18 protein-coding genes and 1 pseudogene are annotated in these 17,031 nt (G+C 65.4%); 10 read left to right on the top strand and 9 right to left on the bottom strand.

The genetic code is table 11. The features are described from left to right. Positions 1-41 precede the first annotated feature (41 nt). The 4 genes from fabG to RX327_RS18085 form a co-directional block, all read right to left on the bottom strand. A complete protein-coding gene (gene fabG / locus RX327_RS18100; protein ID WP_317251025.1) occupies positions 42-779 on the bottom strand; it encodes a 3-oxoacyl-[acyl-carrier-protein] reductase in 738 nt (245 codons plus the stop codon). 21 nt (positions 780-800) lie between these two features. Further along, a complete protein-coding gene (gene fabD, locus RX327_RS18095; RefSeq protein WP_317251024.1) occupies positions 801-1,754 on the bottom strand; it encodes an ACP S-malonyltransferase in 954 nt (317 codons plus the stop codon). 265 nt (positions 1,755-2,019) lie between these two features. After that, positions 2,020-3,045 carry a fatty acid desaturase family protein gene (locus RX327_RS18090; protein WP_317251023.1) on the bottom strand — a complete coding sequence of 342 codons (1,026 nt, stop codon included), beginning with the start codon at positions 3,043-3,045 and terminating at the stop codon, positions 2,020-2,022. Continuing rightward, entirely contained in the window at positions 3,042-3,758 is a 717-nt protein-coding gene (locus tag RX327_RS18085; RefSeq protein ID WP_317251022.1) for a TetR/AcrR family transcriptional regulator C-terminal domain-containing protein, read from the bottom strand. The genes RX327_RS18090 and RX327_RS18085 overlap by 4 nt, the downstream gene beginning before the upstream one ends. Positions 3,759-4,099: 341 nt before the next feature. On the opposite strand from RX327_RS18085, the gene rpsF reads away from it, so the two are divergent. The 4 genes from rpsF to rplI all read left to right on the top strand — a co-directional run bounded on the left by rpsF (position 4,100) and on the right by rplI (position 6,559). Next, positions 4,100-4,570 carry a 30S ribosomal protein S6 gene (rpsF, locus tag RX327_RS18080; RefSeq protein ID WP_317251021.1) on the top strand — a complete coding sequence of 157 codons (471 nt, stop codon included), beginning with the start codon at positions 4,100-4,102 and terminating at the stop codon, positions 4,568-4,570. A 5-nt stretch (positions 4,571-4,575) separates the two neighbouring features. Further along, positions 4,576-4,815, top strand: a complete 240-nt coding sequence (gene rpsR / locus RX327_RS18075) for a 30S ribosomal protein S18 (protein WP_007592020.1) — start codon at positions 4,576-4,578, stop codon at positions 4,813-4,815. Positions 4,816-4,936: 121 nt separating this feature from the next. Beyond that, a complete protein-coding gene (locus RX327_RS18070) occupies positions 4,937-5,905 on the top strand; it encodes a hypothetical protein (protein ID WP_317251020.1) in 969 nt (322 codons plus the stop codon). A gap of 51 nt (positions 5,906-5,956) precedes the next feature. Next, on the top strand, positions 5,957-6,559 hold the full coding sequence (rplI, locus tag RX327_RS18065) for a 50S ribosomal protein L9 (RefSeq protein WP_317251019.1): 603 nt from the start codon (positions 5,957-5,959) through the stop codon (positions 6,557-6,559). 49 nt (positions 6,560-6,608) lie between these two features. On the opposite strand, the gene RX327_RS18060 is transcribed toward rplI, so the two are convergent. The 3 genes from RX327_RS18060 to RX327_RS18050 all read right to left on the bottom strand — a co-directional run bounded on the left by RX327_RS18060 (position 6,609) and on the right by RX327_RS18050 (position 8,720). Next, a complete protein-coding gene (locus RX327_RS18060) occupies positions 6,609-7,070 on the bottom strand; it encodes a PaaI family thioesterase (RefSeq protein ID WP_317251018.1) in 462 nt (153 codons plus the stop codon). Then, entirely contained in the window at positions 7,067-7,672 is a 606-nt protein-coding gene (locus RX327_RS18055) for a TetR/AcrR family transcriptional regulator (protein WP_317251017.1), read from the bottom strand. Before RX327_RS18055 ends, RX327_RS18060 begins: the two co-directional genes overlap by 4 nt. Before the next feature lie 91 nt (positions 7,673-7,763). Continuing rightward, positions 7,764-8,720 carry a hypothetical protein gene (locus RX327_RS18050; protein ID WP_317251016.1) on the bottom strand — a complete coding sequence of 319 codons (957 nt, stop codon included), beginning with the start codon at positions 8,718-8,720 and terminating at the stop codon, positions 7,764-7,766. A gap of 258 nt (positions 8,721-8,978) precedes the next feature. Here RX327_RS18050 and RX327_RS18045 point away from each other — a divergent pair, with 258 nt between their 5' ends. Next, complete coding sequence (locus RX327_RS18045) at positions 8,979-10,232, top strand: cyclopropane-fatty-acyl-phospholipid synthase family protein (protein ID WP_317251015.1); 1,254 nt, start codon at positions 8,979-8,981, stop codon at positions 10,230-10,232. A 20-nt stretch (positions 10,233-10,252) separates the two neighbouring features. Here RX327_RS18045 and RX327_RS18040 read toward each other — a convergent pair whose 3' ends face one another. Next, a complete protein-coding gene (locus tag RX327_RS18040) occupies positions 10,253-10,423 on the bottom strand; it encodes a hypothetical protein (RefSeq protein WP_167350434.1) in 171 nt (56 codons plus the stop codon). Between the two features lie 184 nt (positions 10,424-10,607). Between RX327_RS18040 and RX327_RS18035 the strand changes: the two genes are divergently transcribed. The 4 genes from RX327_RS18035 to RX327_RS18020 all read left to right on the top strand — a co-directional run bounded on the left by RX327_RS18035 (position 10,608) and on the right by RX327_RS18020 (position 14,678). Then, positions 10,608-10,730, top strand: coding sequence for a hypothetical protein (locus tag RX327_RS18035; RefSeq protein ID WP_256520498.1), 123 nt, complete (start codon positions 10,608-10,610; stop codon positions 10,728-10,730). Positions 10,731-11,021: 291 nt separating this feature from the next. Beyond that, positions 11,022-12,524: a replicative DNA helicase gene (locus RX327_RS18030; protein WP_317251014.1), complete on the top strand. Its 1,503-nt coding sequence runs from the start codon at positions 11,022-11,024 to the stop codon at positions 12,522-12,524. Between the two features lie 48 nt (positions 12,525-12,572). Beyond that, the gene (alr, locus tag RX327_RS18025) at positions 12,573-13,877 is read left to right on the top strand and encodes an alanine racemase (RefSeq protein ID WP_317251013.1); all 1,305 of its coding nucleotides are present in this window, start codon (positions 12,573-12,575) and stop codon (positions 13,875-13,877) included. Positions 13,878-13,907: 30 nt separating this feature from the next. Then, complete coding sequence (locus RX327_RS18020; protein WP_317251012.1) at positions 13,908-14,678, top strand: exodeoxyribonuclease III; 771 nt, start codon at positions 13,908-13,910, stop codon at positions 14,676-14,678. Positions 14,679-14,903: 225 nt separating this feature from the next. Here RX327_RS18020 and RX327_RS18015 read toward each other — a convergent pair. Further along, positions 14,904-15,764 (bottom strand): annotated as a pseudogene (locus RX327_RS18015) (IS30 family transposase); the annotation flags it as partial. 236 nt (positions 15,765-16,000) lie between these two features. On the opposite strand from RX327_RS18015, the gene RX327_RS18010 reads away from it, so the two are divergent. Further along, positions 16,001-16,726 carry a sulfite exporter TauE/SafE family protein gene (locus RX327_RS18010; RefSeq protein ID WP_317251011.1) on the top strand — a complete coding sequence of 242 codons (726 nt, stop codon included), beginning with the start codon at positions 16,001-16,003 and terminating at the stop codon, positions 16,724-16,726. The last annotated feature ends 305 nt before the right edge of the window (positions 16,727-17,031 follow it).

Genomic DNA, 17,031 nt, shown 5'->3' with positions numbered 1-17,031 from the left:
GAAAACGGCTTTTCGCCGCATTGCGAGAGCCGGCCAGTAGCTCAAATCATAGCCATCCCGCCGTTGACGTGGATCGTCTGTCCGGTGACGTAGGCGGCCTCGTTCGAGGCCAGATAGACCGCCGCAGCAGCGATATCCTCGGGCGTTCCGAGCCGAGCCGCAGGAACCTTCGCCAGGATGGATTCGCGCTGCTTGTCGTTGAGCGCATCCGTCATCGGCGTCTTGATGAAGCCGGGCGCGATGCAGTTCGCGGTGACGCCACGCTTGGCGTATTCGGCACCCAGCGTCTTGATCATGCCGATCAGGCCTGCCTTCGACGCAGTATAATTGCCCTGCCCCGGATTGCCGGTGACACCGACCACCGAGGTGATGGCGATGATGCGGCCGAAGCGCTTGCGCATCATCAGCTTGGTCGCGGCGCGCGCCAGGCGGAAGGTCGCGGTCAGATTGACATTGATGACCTCGTCCCAGTCCTCGTCACGGAGTTGCACGAAGAGGTTGTCGCGCGTGATGCCCGCGTTGGCGACGAGAATGTCGACCTGGCCCATCGCAGCTTCCGCAGCCGGCACCAGCGCCTCGACCTCGTCGGCCTTGGAAAGATTGCAGGGCAGCACGTGGGCGCGCTCGCCGAGCTTGCCCGCAAGCTCGTCCAGCACGTCCTTCCGCGTCCCCGATATCGCGACGGTGGCGCCCTGCGCGTGCAGCGCCTGCGCGATCGCGCCGCCGATGCCGCCGGTCGCGCCGGTGACGAGCGCCTTTCGGCCAGTCAGATCGAACATCGAATTCTCCTTCCGGCTGCTTCAAGCCGAAGCTGCGAGCGCATCCTTGGCGGCGGCAATATCGTTCGGACCGCCGACCGCAACGCCCACGGCACCGTCCGCGATGCGCTTGACGAGACCTGTCAGCACCTTGCCGGCGCCGATCTCGAAGAAGCGGGTGACGCCCTGCCCGGCCATGTAAGCGACCGACTCGCGCCAGCGCACCGTGCCGGTGACCTGCTCGACCAGGCGGCGGCGGATCTCGTCGGGATCGGTGATGGCGCTCGCCAGCACGTTGCTGACGAGCGGCGCCGCGGGCGCCTTGATGGTCACGCCCGACAGCGCCTCTGCCATCGCATCGGCAGCCGGCTGCATCAGCTTGCAATGGAACGGCGCGGACACCGGCAGCAGCATCGCGCGCTTGGCACCCTTGGCCTTGGCGATCTCCACGGCGCGATCGACCGCGGCCTTGTCGCCCGAGACCACCACCTGCCCGCCGCCATTGTCGTTGGCGGCCTGGCAGACCTGCCCCTGCGCCGCCTCGCCCGCGACCTCCATGGCGGCTTCATAGTCGAGACCGAGCAGTGCAGCCATCGCGCCGGCGCCGACCGGGACGGCCTTTTGCATTGCGAGACCGCGCGTGCGAAGCAGACGCGCGGTGTCGCTGACGGAGAGGCTTCCGGCGGCGGCCAGCGCCGAATACTCGCCGAGCGAGTGCCCGGCAACGAAGGCCGCGTTGCGGCCGACCGAAAAGCCGGCTTCGCCCTCGAGCACGCGCAATGTGGCGATCGACACCGCCATCAGCGCCGGCTGGGCGTTCTCGGTGAGCTGGAGGGTTTCGCCGGGCCCCTCCCAGATGGTGGCCGTCAGCTTCTCGCCAAGCGCGGCATCGACCTCGTCGAACACGGCGCGCGCCACCGGAAAGGCGTCGGCCAGGGCCTTGCCCATGCCGACGGCCTGGGAACCCTGCCCAGGAAATGTGAATGCAGCCGTCATCGGCGCTCCCTACCTTGTTGAGCGTGATCTCCGCGCAGGCGCTTTACGCCCGCCGCAGGGGAAAACGGTATCCGCGTCGCGCAAAACGCGCCACAGCGGGTCCGGGCCAATCCCTTGCAACCAAGCCTTGGCAATAAGGCCTTGGCAACCAAGCCTTGACAACCAAGCCTTGCAACCGGCCCCGGACCGGGCCGTAAGACACTGATGGAGGCGGTGCTGTCAAGCCGCGCCGGAGGAACCCTGGGGATGCCGGTCCGGCTCCAGGCTAGAACCCGCCGGCATTCTGGTCGGCGTTAACTTCGGCGCCAGCCCTCGCCCGGCGTGCGCTGTTGACCAGCTGCCCCGGACGATCCTCGCTGGCGGGCTTGGCCGTCGCCAGCCGCAGCACCGCCGCGTAGTTCGGCTGCACTTCCATGCGGCCGGCGTACCGGCTCGCACTCAGGAGGCGATGCACCTTCGGCAGATTGTAGCAGGGCACGTAGAACAAGAGATGATGCTCGAGGTGATAGTTCACGTAGTACGGCGCGATGAACAGGCGCTCGAGGAAATTGGCATGTGTGGTGCGGGTGTTGCGCAGGGGATCGCTGCTGTCGGGGACGACGGCGTGCTCTGCGATGTTGCGAATGCGGGTGATGACCATCATCCAGGTCAGGAGCGGCACCAGCCATAGCAGAGGATAGGCCCACCACACGCCAGCGGCGGCGAGGCCCGCGAACAGCAGCGCATTGGTGACGCATTGCGGCCCGAGCTTCTGCCAGAAGTTGGCGGCGCGCCGCGACAACGGCCACTCCTTTGGCCCAAGCGCGTTGAGCAGTTGCGCCTTCCGCTGCTGGTAGCCGGTCTGGCCGGTGATGTCGCGAAAGAACTTGCGGCGATAGCTCAGCCTGGTGATCGGAAACGGCGCCGACAGCACGAGATCGGGATCGTCCTCCTGCTGAGTGCGCGCATGATGCTGCAGGTGATAGCGCCGGTAGCTGCGCGTCTCCGCAAACAGCGGATAGGCGCAGAACCACTGGCTCAGCGCCAGATTGGTCTTCTCATCGGCGGACAGGCAGCCATGAGCACCGTCATGCATCAGGATCGCAAGGCCGAGCTGGCGCGAGCCGATGATGGCGACGGCCAGGACGTAGGTGATCGGATTGGGCCACCACGCGACCAAGGCGATCGCTCCTGATATCAGCGCCCAGGCGTGCGCGATCAGGGCTGCGCCCTTCCACGTGGTGCGCTCGCGCACCGCGACCAGTTCGTCCTCGGTGAGGAAATCACGGGCTCGCATGCGAAGCGCGGTCATGTGCTTGTCTCCCCGTCCGTTGAGGATGAAGTGCTGTGATCGCCGACCAGCCGCAGACGCGTCCCGTCATTGGCCGACGTTGAAGTTGATGTCGCCTGCTCGCCGAGCGCGCGCAGCAATTCGCGGCACATTTCCTCGGAGCCGCGGCCCATGGCATAGCCTTCGAGAATGACGCCGATGGCGACGGCCCAGAACCGCCGCGAGCTTTCGTCGGGCGCACGCAGGGAGCGCCAGCCGTGCCGCGCCACCTGGCTGGCATAGGCGCGCGCGCCTTCGCCGTGCAGGCGCTCGATGGTCCGCTCGACCAGCGGCGCAAGGTCCTGCCGGCGTCGCGTGAGGGTCAAGGCCTCCGCGAAGAAGGCGACCGTGTCGGTCGCGGTCACGGTCTCGGCCAAAGCGTGGGTGTAGTCCCGCGGGGTGTGCGCATTCAGGGCGGCCTGCTCGGTCGCCCGCGCCAGATACAGCAGATCGCGGCAGGCGCACTCGACGAACAGCGCCTCCTTGGTGCGGAAGTAATAGGTGATCTGGCTCGGGAACGCGTCCGCGGCGGCCGCGATGTCGGTGATCGATGTGCCCGAGAGCCCGCGCTCCTTGAACAGGCGGCTGGCGGCATCGAGCAGCAGCGAGCGCATCTTGCGCCCCGCCGACCGCGTCGCGCGAACCGCGTGCTTCGGATCGGGCGCAGACATGCCGCTGGCGGTCTCCGAACCCATATCTCGTCCTCCCAAGATATTTGTATGACATACAAACAAAGAAATCAACGGGAAAACGCCCGAGGTTGCGTCAAACGGCCCGGAGGGCTACGACGCCTCGCGCATCCGGAGGCCGAGAACCCTTGCTTTCGTACCCAAAATCCGTATAAGCGCGGCATTCGTGGGCTCCGGCCGGGAGCTGAACGGACGGTCTCAGCAAATCATTCGTGATTTTGGTGTGGCAGGGCCAGTCGGCCCGTCGTCCCGTGTTTCCGCCTTCTGAGCTTCATCCCAGAGTCCTTTCCGAAGGTCTCCTAAGGGCTTGACGCCGGGCGATGCGCCAACATGAGGAAAGGACTTCCATGCCTCTTTACGAGCATGTTTTTCTTGCGCGCCAGGACGCGAGCCCGCAGCAGGTCGAAGAGCTGACGGCGCAGATGACCGGCATCGTCGAAGGCCTCGGCGGCAAGATCACCAAGACCGAGAATTGGGGCGTACGCTCCCTCACCTACCGCATGAACAAGAACCGCAAGGCGCACTTCGTGCTGCTCAACATCGACGCGCCGTCCGCGGCGATCGCCGAGATCGAGCGCCAGGAGCGCATCAGCGAAGACGTGATCCGCTATCTCAGCGTCCGCGTCGAGGAGCTCGAGGAAGGCCCGTCCGCGATGATGCGCAAGGCCGACCGTGATCGCGAGCGTGACGATCGTGGCGGCGGCTTCCGCGGCGAGCGCGAAGGCGGCTTCCGGGGTGACCGCGAGGGCGGCGGCTTCCGCGGCGATCGCGGTCCGCGCCGTCCGCGCGACGAAGCTGAAACCACGGATGGGGAGTAAGAACAATGGCTGAAGCTGGTGCACGTCGCCCGTTTTTCCGTCGTCGCAAGAGCTGCCCGTTCACGGGCGCCAATGCGCCGAAGATCGACTACAAGGACTCCAAGCTGCTGATGCGTTACGTCTCCGAGCGCGGCAAGATCGTGCCGAGCCGCATCACCGCGGTGTCCGCAAAGAAGCAGCGTGAACTCGCCCGCGCCATCAAGCGCGCGCGCTTCCTGGGCCTGCTGCCCTACGTCATCAGGTAATCGTTTCCGGCCGGCGGCTTACGTCGCCGGCCGCTCATTCTCATAAGGCTTCCGGGTCGTCCGGTCGCCGATAGTTGGGGCAAACGACGCCTCTAACCGCTCGAAGGGAGCGGGACAGCTGATGATGGCATTTGGACTCATTGCCCTGATCGCCGGCGCCGCGTCGGCCCTGATGTTCGCCTCGATCATCTCGGGCGCGATGATCTCGCTCGTCCTGTTCTATCTCGCACCGCTGCCGCTGATGGTGTCGGCACTCGCTTGGGGACCGCTTGCCGCGGCCATCGGCGGCGTCGCTGCTGCATCCGTTCTCGGCGCGATCTTCGGACTTCCCTATTGCATCGCGTTTGCCATGATCGTCGCCGTGCCCGGCTGGTGGCTCGGCCACCTTGCGCTGCTCGGACGGCCGATCGAGAGCTCCGCCGGCGACAGCGCCACCCAGCAGCCGCCAGCGCTCGAATGGTACCCCGTCGGCCGTATCCTGCTCTGGATCGCAGCCTTCGCCATCATCACCACGACCGCAGCGCTGCTCACGCTCGGCTCGGATGCCGACACAGTCACCGGTGCTTTGCGGCGCGGCCTGCTTAAGGTGCTCGGCACCGGCGAAGGGTTGCCCAGCGGTGAGATCGAACGATTGGTCGACGTGCTGGTGATCCTCGCGCCCCTCGCTGCAACGATCCTCGCGATGGTCACGCTGACGCTGAGCCTGTGGCTCGCCGGCAAGATTGCGCAAACCTCGGGGCGGTTGAATCGGCCGTGGCCGGATTTCCGCACCACGGCGCTTCCGGCCGTGACGCTGGTCGCGCTGCTGGCGGCGGTCGGCGTCAGCTTCATCGGCGGCATGCTTGCGCTGCTGGCGCAGATCATCACTGCGGCACTCGTAATCGCCTATGCGCTCGTCGGCTTCGCCGTTCTGCACACCTTGACGCTGTCGCTCACCAATCGCGGCTTCTGGCTCGGTGGCATCTATGCGGTCGTCGTCATGTTCGGCTGGCCGATCGTGGCGATGTTCGCGCTCGGCATCGCCGACGCCGTGTTCGGGCTGCGCCAGCGCTATCTGCAGACAAGACCGCCGCCTTTGCCCGCGGCTTGAGATTCGATCCAACCGCTTAAACCCGTACTTAGCATCTAAAGGAGAACGAATATGGAAGTCATCTTGCTGGAACGCGTCAACAAGCTCGGCCAGATGGGCGAAGTCGTGAAGGTTCGCGACGGCTACGCCCGCAATTTCCTGCTCAAGCGCGGCAAGGCGCTGCGCGCCACCGCCGACAACCGGGCCAAGTATGACGGCATGAAGGCCGAGCTCGAAGCCCGCAACCTCAAGGCAAAGGGCGAAGCGTCCAAGGTCGCCGAGAAGATCGAAGGCAAGAACATCATCGTGATCCGCCAGGCTTCCGAAGCCGGCCAGCTGTTCGGCTCGGTCACGGTGCGCGACATCGTCGTCGCGCTGGCGACCGACGGCGTGACGGTTTCGCGCCCGCAGGTCTGGCTCGACTCGCCGATCAAGGTAATCGGCGCGCAGAAGGTGACGATCGCCGTCCACCCCGAGGTCGAGACCAGCGTCACCGTGACGGTCGCTCGCTCCGCTGAAGAGGCCGAGCGGATCAAGCGCGGCGAGGACATCTCGACCCGCCAGGAAGACCAGGACGCGGCTGCCGAGGCGCTCGCCGCCGCCGGCGAGTTCTTCGATCCGGAAGCCCAGCACGACGAGGAAGCCGCGCCGGCTCCGGCCGCCGAAGAGAAGTAAGCTTCTCGCCATCGTCCAACCGACTAAACGCTACGAAGCCCGGCCTCGATCAGGCCGGGCTTTGGATTCGTGCCGCCGTCTTGTCGTCGAGCATGGCGATCGAGGCCAATGCGGTCGCGGTGTGCTTCTCCTTGCCGTCGATCACGCAGAACACGTCGGCTGCAACGACGGCGACCTGACGTCCCGGCTTGATCACGCGCGCCCGGCAGATCAGACGATCGCCCGACGCTGGCGACAACAGGTTGAGCTTGTATTCGGCCGTCAGCGCCGCCTGGCCGCGCGAGGTCGCGGCCGCGATCGTCGTGGCGTTGTCGACCAGGAAGGCGGTAACGCCGCCATGGAAGAAGCCATGCTGCTGAAGCAGCTCCGGCCGGCGCTCCACGGCGATGGTGCAGGTGCCGCGCGACAGCTCGGCCAGTTCGGCACCGACAAGACCCATGAAGCCCTGCCGGCCGACATTGTCGCGAATTCGCGTCGCGATCGGTGCAAAGTCGGGATCGGTCTCGCTCATGAAGTCCCTCCTGTTCGCTCCGGCGCACCCGACGCCACCACTGCGCGGATCGCGCAGGCGATCAGCGTCTCGATCTGTTCGCGCGGATCGCCGGTATGGCGGCCCGACAGAAAGGCACGGCAGAAGATCTGCGCCGGACCGATGAGCTGGCTGACGAACATCACCGGCGTCATCGGCAGAAGCTCGCCGCCTGCAACCAGCGGCGCCCGCCAGCGCTCGATGCCTTCGGCAAGCCGCGCGTTCTGCGCGCGCTGGACATCGCGCACGTCCTCGCCCCATTCGCTGCGCGAAATCTCGAAGAGGTAGCGCGCCTCGCGCCGGCTGGTCACGACCCAATCGAGATGGGCCCGGATCAGCCGCGCAACGCCCTCGCCCGCCCCGCAGCTGGCGTCGACCGAGCTGATGATGGCGGCGTGATAGGCCTGCAGGATTTCCAGGAACAGGGTGCCTGCGAGCTCCTTCTTCGAGGTGAAGAAGTGGAAGAAGCTGCCGTTGGACGCGCGCGCGCGGGAGCGGATTTCGGCCACCGTCGCGCCCTCAAACCCGTCGCGGTCGAACACCGCCAGTCCTGCCGCCAGCAGATCTTCGCGTGCCGTGCTCAAGTCGTCCTCTCCTGACTAGATTAACACTCTAGAGTATTGCTCTAATGATGGTCAATCGAATACGCCGGACCTTGGGGCCCGGCGTTGGCGATTACTTCGAGGTCGGGGCTTCCGGCGGGCCGGAGCCTGGCGTCGTGGGCGGAGGTGGCGGCGGCGCCGTCGCAGTCACCGGCGGCGCGGCTGGCGCCGGAGCGGGGGATGCGGCTGCGGCCGGCTCGGATGCGGCAGGCGCAGCCGCCGCAGGTGCCGGTGTGACCTGCGGAACCGGATCGGATCGCACGGCAGGCGGTTCACCGCCGCCATTGCTCTTCGGCGCGTCGACCTTTGCCGTGTCGGGCTCGGCGGCAGGCTTCGCCGTCTTCTCGGCTTCACCCTTGTCATCATGCCTGGTGGATGTCTTGGAATCGTCGCTGGTCGCCACGCCCTTGGGTGTCTCCTCGGACTTCGGCTCCTCGACGGGCTTGCCGCGACGGCCGTGCTTCTGACGCGACGGCTTGCCCTCGCCCAAGGCCTGCGGCGTCTGGCCGTCGTCCGGCTTCGCGCCCTCCGGCGCCTCGCTCGGGCGGGCCATCCGCTTGCCGCGGTGAACTGGACGTCCTTCGGGATTCAAACCGTCGGTGTCAGGCTTGGCCCCTTCCTTGGCACCTTCCTGCGGCGCTGCATCCTGGTGCCGTCGCCGGGCTGGACGCTCGGACGGCTGTTCCGGAGACTGGTTGGCCTCCTGCCTGCCTTCCCGGCCCTTGGCGCCCTTGGGTTGATCCTTGGCCTGGTAGCGCGGGTCGTTGGCGCCGTTCGAAATCAGATAGGACGCAAGCACGCCGGCCATGTCGCTGGACGTCGTGTAGTGCTGGCGCAGGAATCCCGGCAACGAGCCCGGCGTCACGGACTTCAGGAGTCCGCGCGGGCTCTTGTGGCAGGCGTTGCAGGTCTGCGCGAAAAGCTGGGACGGGGTCTTGCCGGCCTCGAGGTTTTGCGCTTGCGCCGATACGGCTGACAGGCAGCCAGTCAGAAGCGCCACCGTCGCCAGACTGAGGGCTCGGCTCAACATTCCTTAAGTCTCCAGATTCCGGAAAAATCGCCGCCGGCGCCTGATGGATCGGCCGCGGCGGTCACCTTTTAGCCGATTATCGCGCGAATGGAAGCGCAGCCATGACGCATCCACGCAATTGTCACATTTTGGAATATCGGCTTTGACCACAACGCAATAGCGCGATCTAATTCCCTGCCTATCTTGAGGTTGGGGACACATTGGAGTGATCAACTCCGGTGGTGTCGGTGTGCAGCTTGCCGTTCCGTTGGTGTTTCGATGGACCGATTGTTGCGATACTTCTTGGGGCGCTTCATCCGCCGCGGTTCGATCACGTTCACGACCGCAAGCGGCGCTCAGTTCACCTGCGGTGACGGCACGGGCGTACCGGTCGCCGTGCGCTTCATGACGCGAGGAGCGGAACTCCGCATCCTGGTCGATCCCGAACTTTATCTCGGCGAAGCCTTCATGGACGGCACGTTCGTGGTGGAGCAAGGCACCATCGCCGACGTGCTCGCGGTCCTGATGGGTCAGGCAGCCATGCTGCCGAACTTTGCCAGGCTGCAAGCCTGGGTACGCTTCCTCGGACGCCGCGCCCAGCAGATCAATGTACGCGGCCGGTCCAAAAGCAACGTCGCCCGTCATTACGATCTCGACGGCCGCCTCTATTCCCTCTTCCTCGACGCGGACAAGCAATACAGCTGCGCCTATTTCGAGACGCCGGACGCGACGCTGGACGATGCCCAACTCGCCAAGAAGCGTCACCTCGCCGCAAAACTCCTGATCAAGCCCGGGCACCGCATGCTCGACATCGGCTCCGGCTGGGGCGGCCTCGGGCTCTATCTCGCCGAGATCGCGGGCGCCGACCTCACCGGCATCACGCTGTCGACCGAGCAGTTGCAGATTTCCAACGCCCGGGCGGCGGAGCGGAACCTCGCGCAATCGGCGCGCTTCCTGCTGCAGGACTACCGCGACATTCCCGGGCCGTTCGACCGCATCGTCTCGGTCGGCATGTTCGAACATGTCGGGGTCGCCTACTATGAAACCTTCTTCGCGCGCTGCGCCGAACTGCTCAGCGACGACGGTGTCATGGTGCTGCATTCGATCGGCCGCTCCACCGGCCCCGACGTCACCAGCCCCTGGATCCGGAAATACATCTTCCCCGGCGGCTACATCCCCGCCCTGTCGGAGGTGCTGCCGGCGATCGAGCGAGCGGGCCTGCTGGTCTGCGACATCGAGGTTCTGCGCCTGCACTATGCCGAGACGCTGAAGGCCTGGCGAGAGCGCTTCATGGCGCGGCGCGAGGAGGCGGTGCAGCTCTACGACGAGCGCTTCGCCCTGATGTGGGAGTTCTATCTGGCGGCCTCGGAGATGTCGTTCCGCGTGCAGAACATGATGAACTTCCAGCTGCAGCTCACCAAGCGCCAGGGCATCGTCCCGATAACGCGCGACTATATCGGCGGCGAAGAAGCCCGCCTGCGGCTGAAGGAGGCCGGCGCGGCCAAGCCCCGGCTGCAACTGGCCGGCGAATAGGCCCGAAGGAACAGGTGCTGCTAGTTGCGCAGGCTATAGGCCGATCCGCAATGGCCAAAGGTCGGCGCCGGACGCGCCAGATGCGCCGCGGCGGCCGAAATCAAGCTGGCATCGCAGGGAACAGTGCGGACTTCGGGACGCGCCGCCTGCTCCATGGCATCGACAAGCGCCACCAGCCAGCGGCGGTCCATGCCATCTGCCCGGCCAAGCCTTGATCGCACAGTTTGAAACTCTCGAGCCATCGCCGCCGTATCTTGCCTGAGCGAAGACAACCCGGAATCCGCCGGGTCGTTCCCGCGAACCTGCCGCAAAGAAAGTGCGGCGCATGTGATCTACTTCACAGAGGTCTGTCCCGGGCTGTCGTAGTGGTCCGGAATGACCCGAGAAACACACCAGACGATGTTGGACCCGCAGCGCGATATCGCGACCGACTACGCCCTGATCGCCACTGGCGTGGTGGCCGCATTGATCGCGCTGGCCTTCCTCATCCTGGTCTGAGAAATCGACGCCAACAGCCGCCTCGCCTCTCCATGGGTCCGCTCGCCTGGCAAAAGGTTCAGGCTGCGTCCAATTTTTGCCAAGACCGTGCTGATCGGCCGGCTCCCGCCCGGTTTCGGACAAAACCCCAGTCAAGCGGAATGCATCCGGCTGTTTCGGATTCACACCTCGCGTTGTGTGAATCGTGCATAAGAAACATCCGTCCTTTCGCTTCGTGCCGGGCTGGCGCTTCATCGCCGCCCCACAGCCGAAAATCTCAGTAACGACGAAATCAGAAGACTAAGCTCGTCCATGGCCTTGATTGATTCGAACGTCCACAAGCTCGCGCCCGACGCCGCATCCCCGGCCTACCGAAGTGCGCCGCACAACATCGAAGCGGAACAGGGCCTGCTGGGTGCGATCCTGGTCAACAACAACGCCTTCTACCGGGTCTCCGATTTCCTGGAGCCGAAGCACTTCTTCGAAACCATCCATCAGCAAATCTATGAGACCGCCGGCAGCCTGATCCGGATGGGCAAGATCGCGACGCCCGTCACGCTGAAGACGTTCCTGCCCGCCGATACCGATGTCGGCGGCATGACCATCGGACAATATCTGGCGCGGCTCGCCGCCGAGGCCACCACCATCATCAACGCCCAGGATTATGGCCGCACCGTCTACGACCTGTCGTTGCGGCGCGACCTGATCGGCATCGGCGAGGACATGGTCAACGTCGCCTACGACGCACCGGTCGACTTCGCGCCGCGCGCCCAGATCGAGGATGCCGAGCGGCAGCTCTACAGCCTTGCTGAAACCGGCCGCTATGACGGCGGCTTCCAGCGCTTCGCACAGGCACTGACGATCGCCGTCGATCTGGCGGCAAAGGCTTTCCAGCGCGACGGAAAGCTGTCGGGCATCTCGACGGGCATGCGCGACCTCGACACCAAGATGGGCGGCCTGCAGCACTCCGACCTCATCATCGTCGCGGGCCGTCCCGGCATGGGCAAGACCTCGCTCGCGACCAACATCGCCTACAATGTCGCACGAGCCTACGTTCCGGAACTCCAGGCCGACGGCACCACGAAGGCTGCCAATGGCGGCGTGATCGGCTTCTTCTCCTGCGAAATGTCGGCCGACCAGCTCGCCACGCGTATCGTGGCCGAGCGCACCGGCGTTCCCTCCTCCCACATCCGGCGCGGCGGCATCTCGGAAGCCGATTTCGAGAAGATCCGAGAGGTCTCGATCGAGCTGCAATCGCTGCCGTTCTATGTCGACGCCACCGGCGGTCTGTCGATCGCGCAGCTGATGGCGCGGGCGCGACGGCTGAAGCGCCAGAAGGGCCTCGATCTGCTCGTGATCGACTACATCCAGCTGCTCTCGGGCTCGAGCAAGCGCGCCAACGACAGCCGCGTGCAGGAAATCACGGAGATCACCACCAGCCTGAAAGCGCTCGCCAAGGAGCTCAACGTTCCCGTGATCGCGCTGTCCCAGCTTTCACGCCAGGTCGAATCCCGCGACGACAAACGGCCGCAGCTCTCCGACTTGCGCGAATCCGGATCGATCGAGCAGGACGCCGACGTTGTGCTGTTCGTTTACCGCGAGGAATATTACCTCGCGATGAAGGAGCCCCGCCCAGGCACGCCTGAACACGAGAAGTGGCAGCTCGACATGAGTCTTGCGCACGGAAAGGCCGAAGTCATCATCGGCAAGCAGCGCCACGGCCCCACCGGCACCGTCGATCTGCACTTCGAGGCCAGCGTCACGCGCTTCGGCGACCTCGCACCCGACGGTCAGGTTCCGGATCACGGCCACTGAGATCCGGACTCGGTTGAACGACGCAAGGCACCCGCGTAAAACTGAGCCATGAACATCGTGACTGACGCGAAATCGCAGCTGACACCCGAGGCCAGTTTGCTGGCGGCCCACCCGACCGCCAGCGGTATCCTGACCGTCGATCTCGATGCGATCATCGCCAATTGGCGCAAGCTCGAGAAGACGGCGGTGCCGGCCGAATGCTCGGCGGTGATCAAGGCCGACGCCTATGGCTGCGGCGCCGAGCAGGTGTCACGGGCGCTGAGCAAAGCAGGCTGCAGGACCTTCTTCGTCGCCACCCTCGAGGAGGCCGCCGCGGTGCGCGCGGCCGCTCCCGAGGCGACGGTGTATTCGCTCGGCGGCTATTTCCAGAACACCGGCGAGCACTACGCCAAGATCAATTGCCGTCCGGTGATCGGCGATCTGAACGAGCTCGCCGAATGGGACGTATTCTGCCGCCGCAGCGGCTGGACCGGCGGCGCGGCTGTTCACATCGACACCGGCATGAACCGGCTCGGCCTGACGCTTGCGGACGCGCAGGCCATCATCCCCCGCATCAACGCCGGCGATCACGGCATCACGCTGGTGATGAGCCACCTCGCCTCCGCCGAATTGCTCAACAATCCTGCCAACGCCAAGCAGCTCGCGAGCTTCCGCGAGATCGCGAGCCTGTTCACCGGCGTGCCGGCCTCGCTGGCGAATTCTTCCGGCGTGTTTCTCGGCGCGCAATTCCAGTTCGAGATGGTGCGGCCGGGCTGTGCGCTCTACGGCGTCAACCCGACGCCGGAGGCCGACAATCCCATGCAGCCGGTGGTCGAGCTCAAGGCGCGCATCGTGCAGATCCGTAATATCGAGCGCGGCGAGAGCGTCGGCTATGGCGGCACCTGGACCGCGCGGCGGCCGACGAAACTTGCGATCATCGCGGTCGGTTACGCCGACGGTTATTTCCGTGCCGCCAGCTCCAATGACGGCACCCGCGGCGCCGACGTCATCGTGGCCGGCAAGCGCTGCCCAATCGCGGGCCGCATCTCGATGGACCTCATCGCGGTCGATGTCACCGACCTCGACAAGAATGCCGCGCGGCGCGGTCACATGGTGACGCTGCTCGGCGACGGCATCACCGTCGACGAACTCGCGCACCATTTCGGCACGATCGGCTACGAGGTGCTGACGAGCCTCGGCCACCGCTATGCGCGCGTCTACAAGGGCGGCGATGCCGTCGCCGCGAGAAGCGACGCGGTCACCGAGACGAGCGAGCCGGCTGCCACGCCCGCTGCGCCGCCAGCCTTGCCAACAGCAGCGCCCGCTGCGCCGCCGCCACTGCCGGCCGCCGAGCCAACAGCGACGTCCACCTGACATGATCAAGGTTCGCGATTGCCGGTGCGCATGAAGATCGCGACATTCAACATCAACAACATCAACCGCCGCCTGCCCAATCTGTTGCGCTGGCTCAAGACCGCCAAGCCCGACATCGTCAGCCTGCAGGAGCTGAAGGCCAGCGACGGCGAATTTCCGGCGGCTGCGATCGAAAAGGCCGGCTACGGCGCGGTATGGTGTGGACAGAAGACATGGAACGGCGTCGCGATCCTTGCCCGCAATGCCGAGCCGGTGCTGATCCGCACCGCCCTGCCCGGCGATGCCGGCGATCACGAAGCACGCTACATCGAAGCCGCGGTGCGCGGCATCGTCGTCACCAGCCTCTATCTGCCGAACGGCAATCCGCAGCCCGGGCCGAAATTCGATTACAAGCTCGCCTGGTTCAAGCGACTGCGCGCCCATGCCGCCAAGCTGCTCAAAGAGGACGTCCCGGTGGTGCTTGCCGGCGACTACAACGTCGCGCCAACCGAGATCGACATCTATCCGACGCGGTCATGGGACAAGGATGCGCTGATCCAGCCGAAGAGCCGCGCGGCCTTTGCGTCGCTGGTCGAACAAGGCTGGTGCGACGCGATCCGCACCCTGCATCCGGACGATCAGATGTTCACGTTCTGGGACTACAAGCGAAACCGCTGGCCGCGCGATGCAGGGCTGCGGCTCGATCATCTCCTGCTCAGCCCGGCCCTCGCCCCGCGTCTGGCAAAAGCCGGCGTCGACAGGAAGATCCGCGGCGAGGATGGCGCGAGCGATCACGCGCCGGCATGGGTGGTGCTGCGGTGATGCACCGGCATCACGCCTCGTGACAATCGGCATGATGGTGGTCGCGACGTGGATCGGATGATGCCGCACACACCGCCGTCGTCCCGGCGCAGGCCGGGAGGTAGATTCACATTCGAAGTGCAACACTTGAGCAAAGGCCTCGGCAGGCGTGCGGTAGTCAAGGCATTTGCGCGGGGTGTTGTTGTAGGCGGCGATGAACTGGCGGAATCTGGCGGTCGAGAGGGTTACGAGATCGGTCTTGCGGGGAATAAAGCGGCGCATCCTGCCGATAGCGTTCTCGATGCCGCCCTTCTGCCAGGGGGCGTGGGGATCGCAGAAGAAGGTCTCGATCGAGAGGCGGTGCAGCGCCAGGTGACCGGCGAACTCGGTGCCGTTGTCGAAGGTCACGGTCTGGCGCAGCTCCTGTGGCAGGGTCGCGAAGAAGCCCACGAGATGGCGGGCGACACCGCGCGCGACCTTGCTGGCAAGGCGGATGCCGAGCAGCAGACGCGAGGTGCGCTCGTGCACGGTCAGCACGGCCTGACCGTATTTCGAGAACATCATCAGGTCGGCCTCCCAGTGTCCGGGCACGCTGCGGTCGGCCACTTCGATCGGCCGATTTGCCAAGGAAACACGGCCTTCGATGAAGCTTGCGGGGCTGCCGCCCCTCTTGCCGCGGCGGCCGCGCTTGCTCTTGGCGCGCGGCAGATAGCGCCGCCAGTTGAAATCCGTGGTGCGCCTGAGTTGGGCATAGATGAAGCGGTAGATGGTCTCGTGCGAGATCACCTTGCGCCCGGACTCGCGGGCCAGCCGGCCGGCGACCTGCTCGGGCGACCAGCCCCGGCGAAGGCGTTCCAACACCGCGCGGCGCAGGCCGGGCTCCCGTTCGAGGCGTCCGCCCGTCCAGCGCCGCGCTCGCATCTGGTGCTGGGCATAGTTTGGCTTGTAGCCGACCTGGCTCCCCCGATTGCGCCTCAGTTCCCGAGAGACCGTTGATGGCGAGCGATCCAGAGCTGCCGCGATTTGCCGGACCGAGCTGCCATTGGCCGATAGGCAGGCAATCTCGCATCGGTCGTCCAGAGAGAGCTGCTTGTAAGTCCGCCCCATGGCAACACCTCCTCAAGGAAGTGTTGCACTTCGTTTGCGAACTCAGGGGACCCATAACCACAGAATTGGCTTGGTAGGGAAAGCTGTGGCCCCAGCGTCGTGCAACAATCGCCTTCGGTGGCTATGGGTCCCGGCCTGCGCCGGGACGACATCGAGTTTGTTGCGCGAACTGCGGGGGCTTGCGCGATCGGGCAACTCAGAGGTATGGGGCGATCACACCTCACCGGAGCGCGCAGGTGGGCTTTCTCTTCGTCCTCAGCGTCGGCCTCGTCGCCGGCACCATCTCAGGCATCGTCGGCACCGGCTCATCGATCATGCTGATGCCGGTGCTGGTCTATGCCTATGGACCGAAGGAGGCCGTGCCGATCATGGCGGTCGCCTCCGTGATGGCGAACTTCTCGCGTATCCTGGCCTGGTGGCGTGAGGTCGATTGGCGGGCCTGCGCGGCCTATTCGGTCACGGGCATTCCCGCCGCAGCGCTCGGTGCGCGGACGTTGCTGGCGCTGCCCTCGCACGTCGTCGATCTCACCATCGGTATCTTCCTGATCGCGATGGTGCCGGTGCGGCACTGGCTGGCGCGGCATGACCTCAAGGCCAATCTCTGGCATCTGGCCGTCGGTGGCGCAGTCATCGGCTATCTCACCGGCATCGTGGTCTCGACCGGCCCGCTCAGCGTGCCGCTGTTCCTGTTCTATGGCCTCAGCAAGGGCGCTTTCCTCGCCACCGAAGCGGCGAGCTCGCTCGGGCTCTATGTCAGCAAGTCGGTGACGTTCGAGCGTTTCGGCGCGCTGACGCCGGACATCGCACTGAAGGGCCTGATCGCCGGCGCCTCGCTGATGGCCGGCGCCTTCATCGCCAAGCGCTTCGTGCTGCAGCTGAAGCCGGAGTCGTTCCGCCTGATTATGGACGGCATCATGCTGGCGGCGGGCACGGCGTTGCTGTGGTCTGCAATGACGCAGTAAAATTCCGGCATCGACTGCGTGAGACCAGGCCTTGGGCAAACGGATTTCACCGTGACGAACACCAAACATCCTCCCGATGATGTCGTAATTCTACGGGGCTTTGCGCATCGGGTGGCGTGTACCCCGAAAGAGTTTTGTTGAGCGCTCACCTTCCGTTGTTATCCGGATTGCCACCGTCCAGCCACTGCGTTTATGACAATCTCATTACTTGCACTTGATCGTTTGCGGAAAAGAACTTTGCTCCAGCAGGCATCACGGGGTTGATCGACGGCCCGGATGCGAGTCCCGAGAGTTCAGGCGACAAG

The sequence above is a fragment of the Bradyrhizobium sp. BEA-2-5 genome (assembly GCF_032918025.1).
Lineage (GTDB): Bacteria > Pseudomonadota > Alphaproteobacteria > Rhizobiales > Xanthobacteraceae > Bradyrhizobium > Bradyrhizobium pachyrhizi.
The sequence above is the reverse complement of the archived record's forward strand: the minus strand, read 5'-3'. Positions and strand labels throughout refer to the sequence as shown.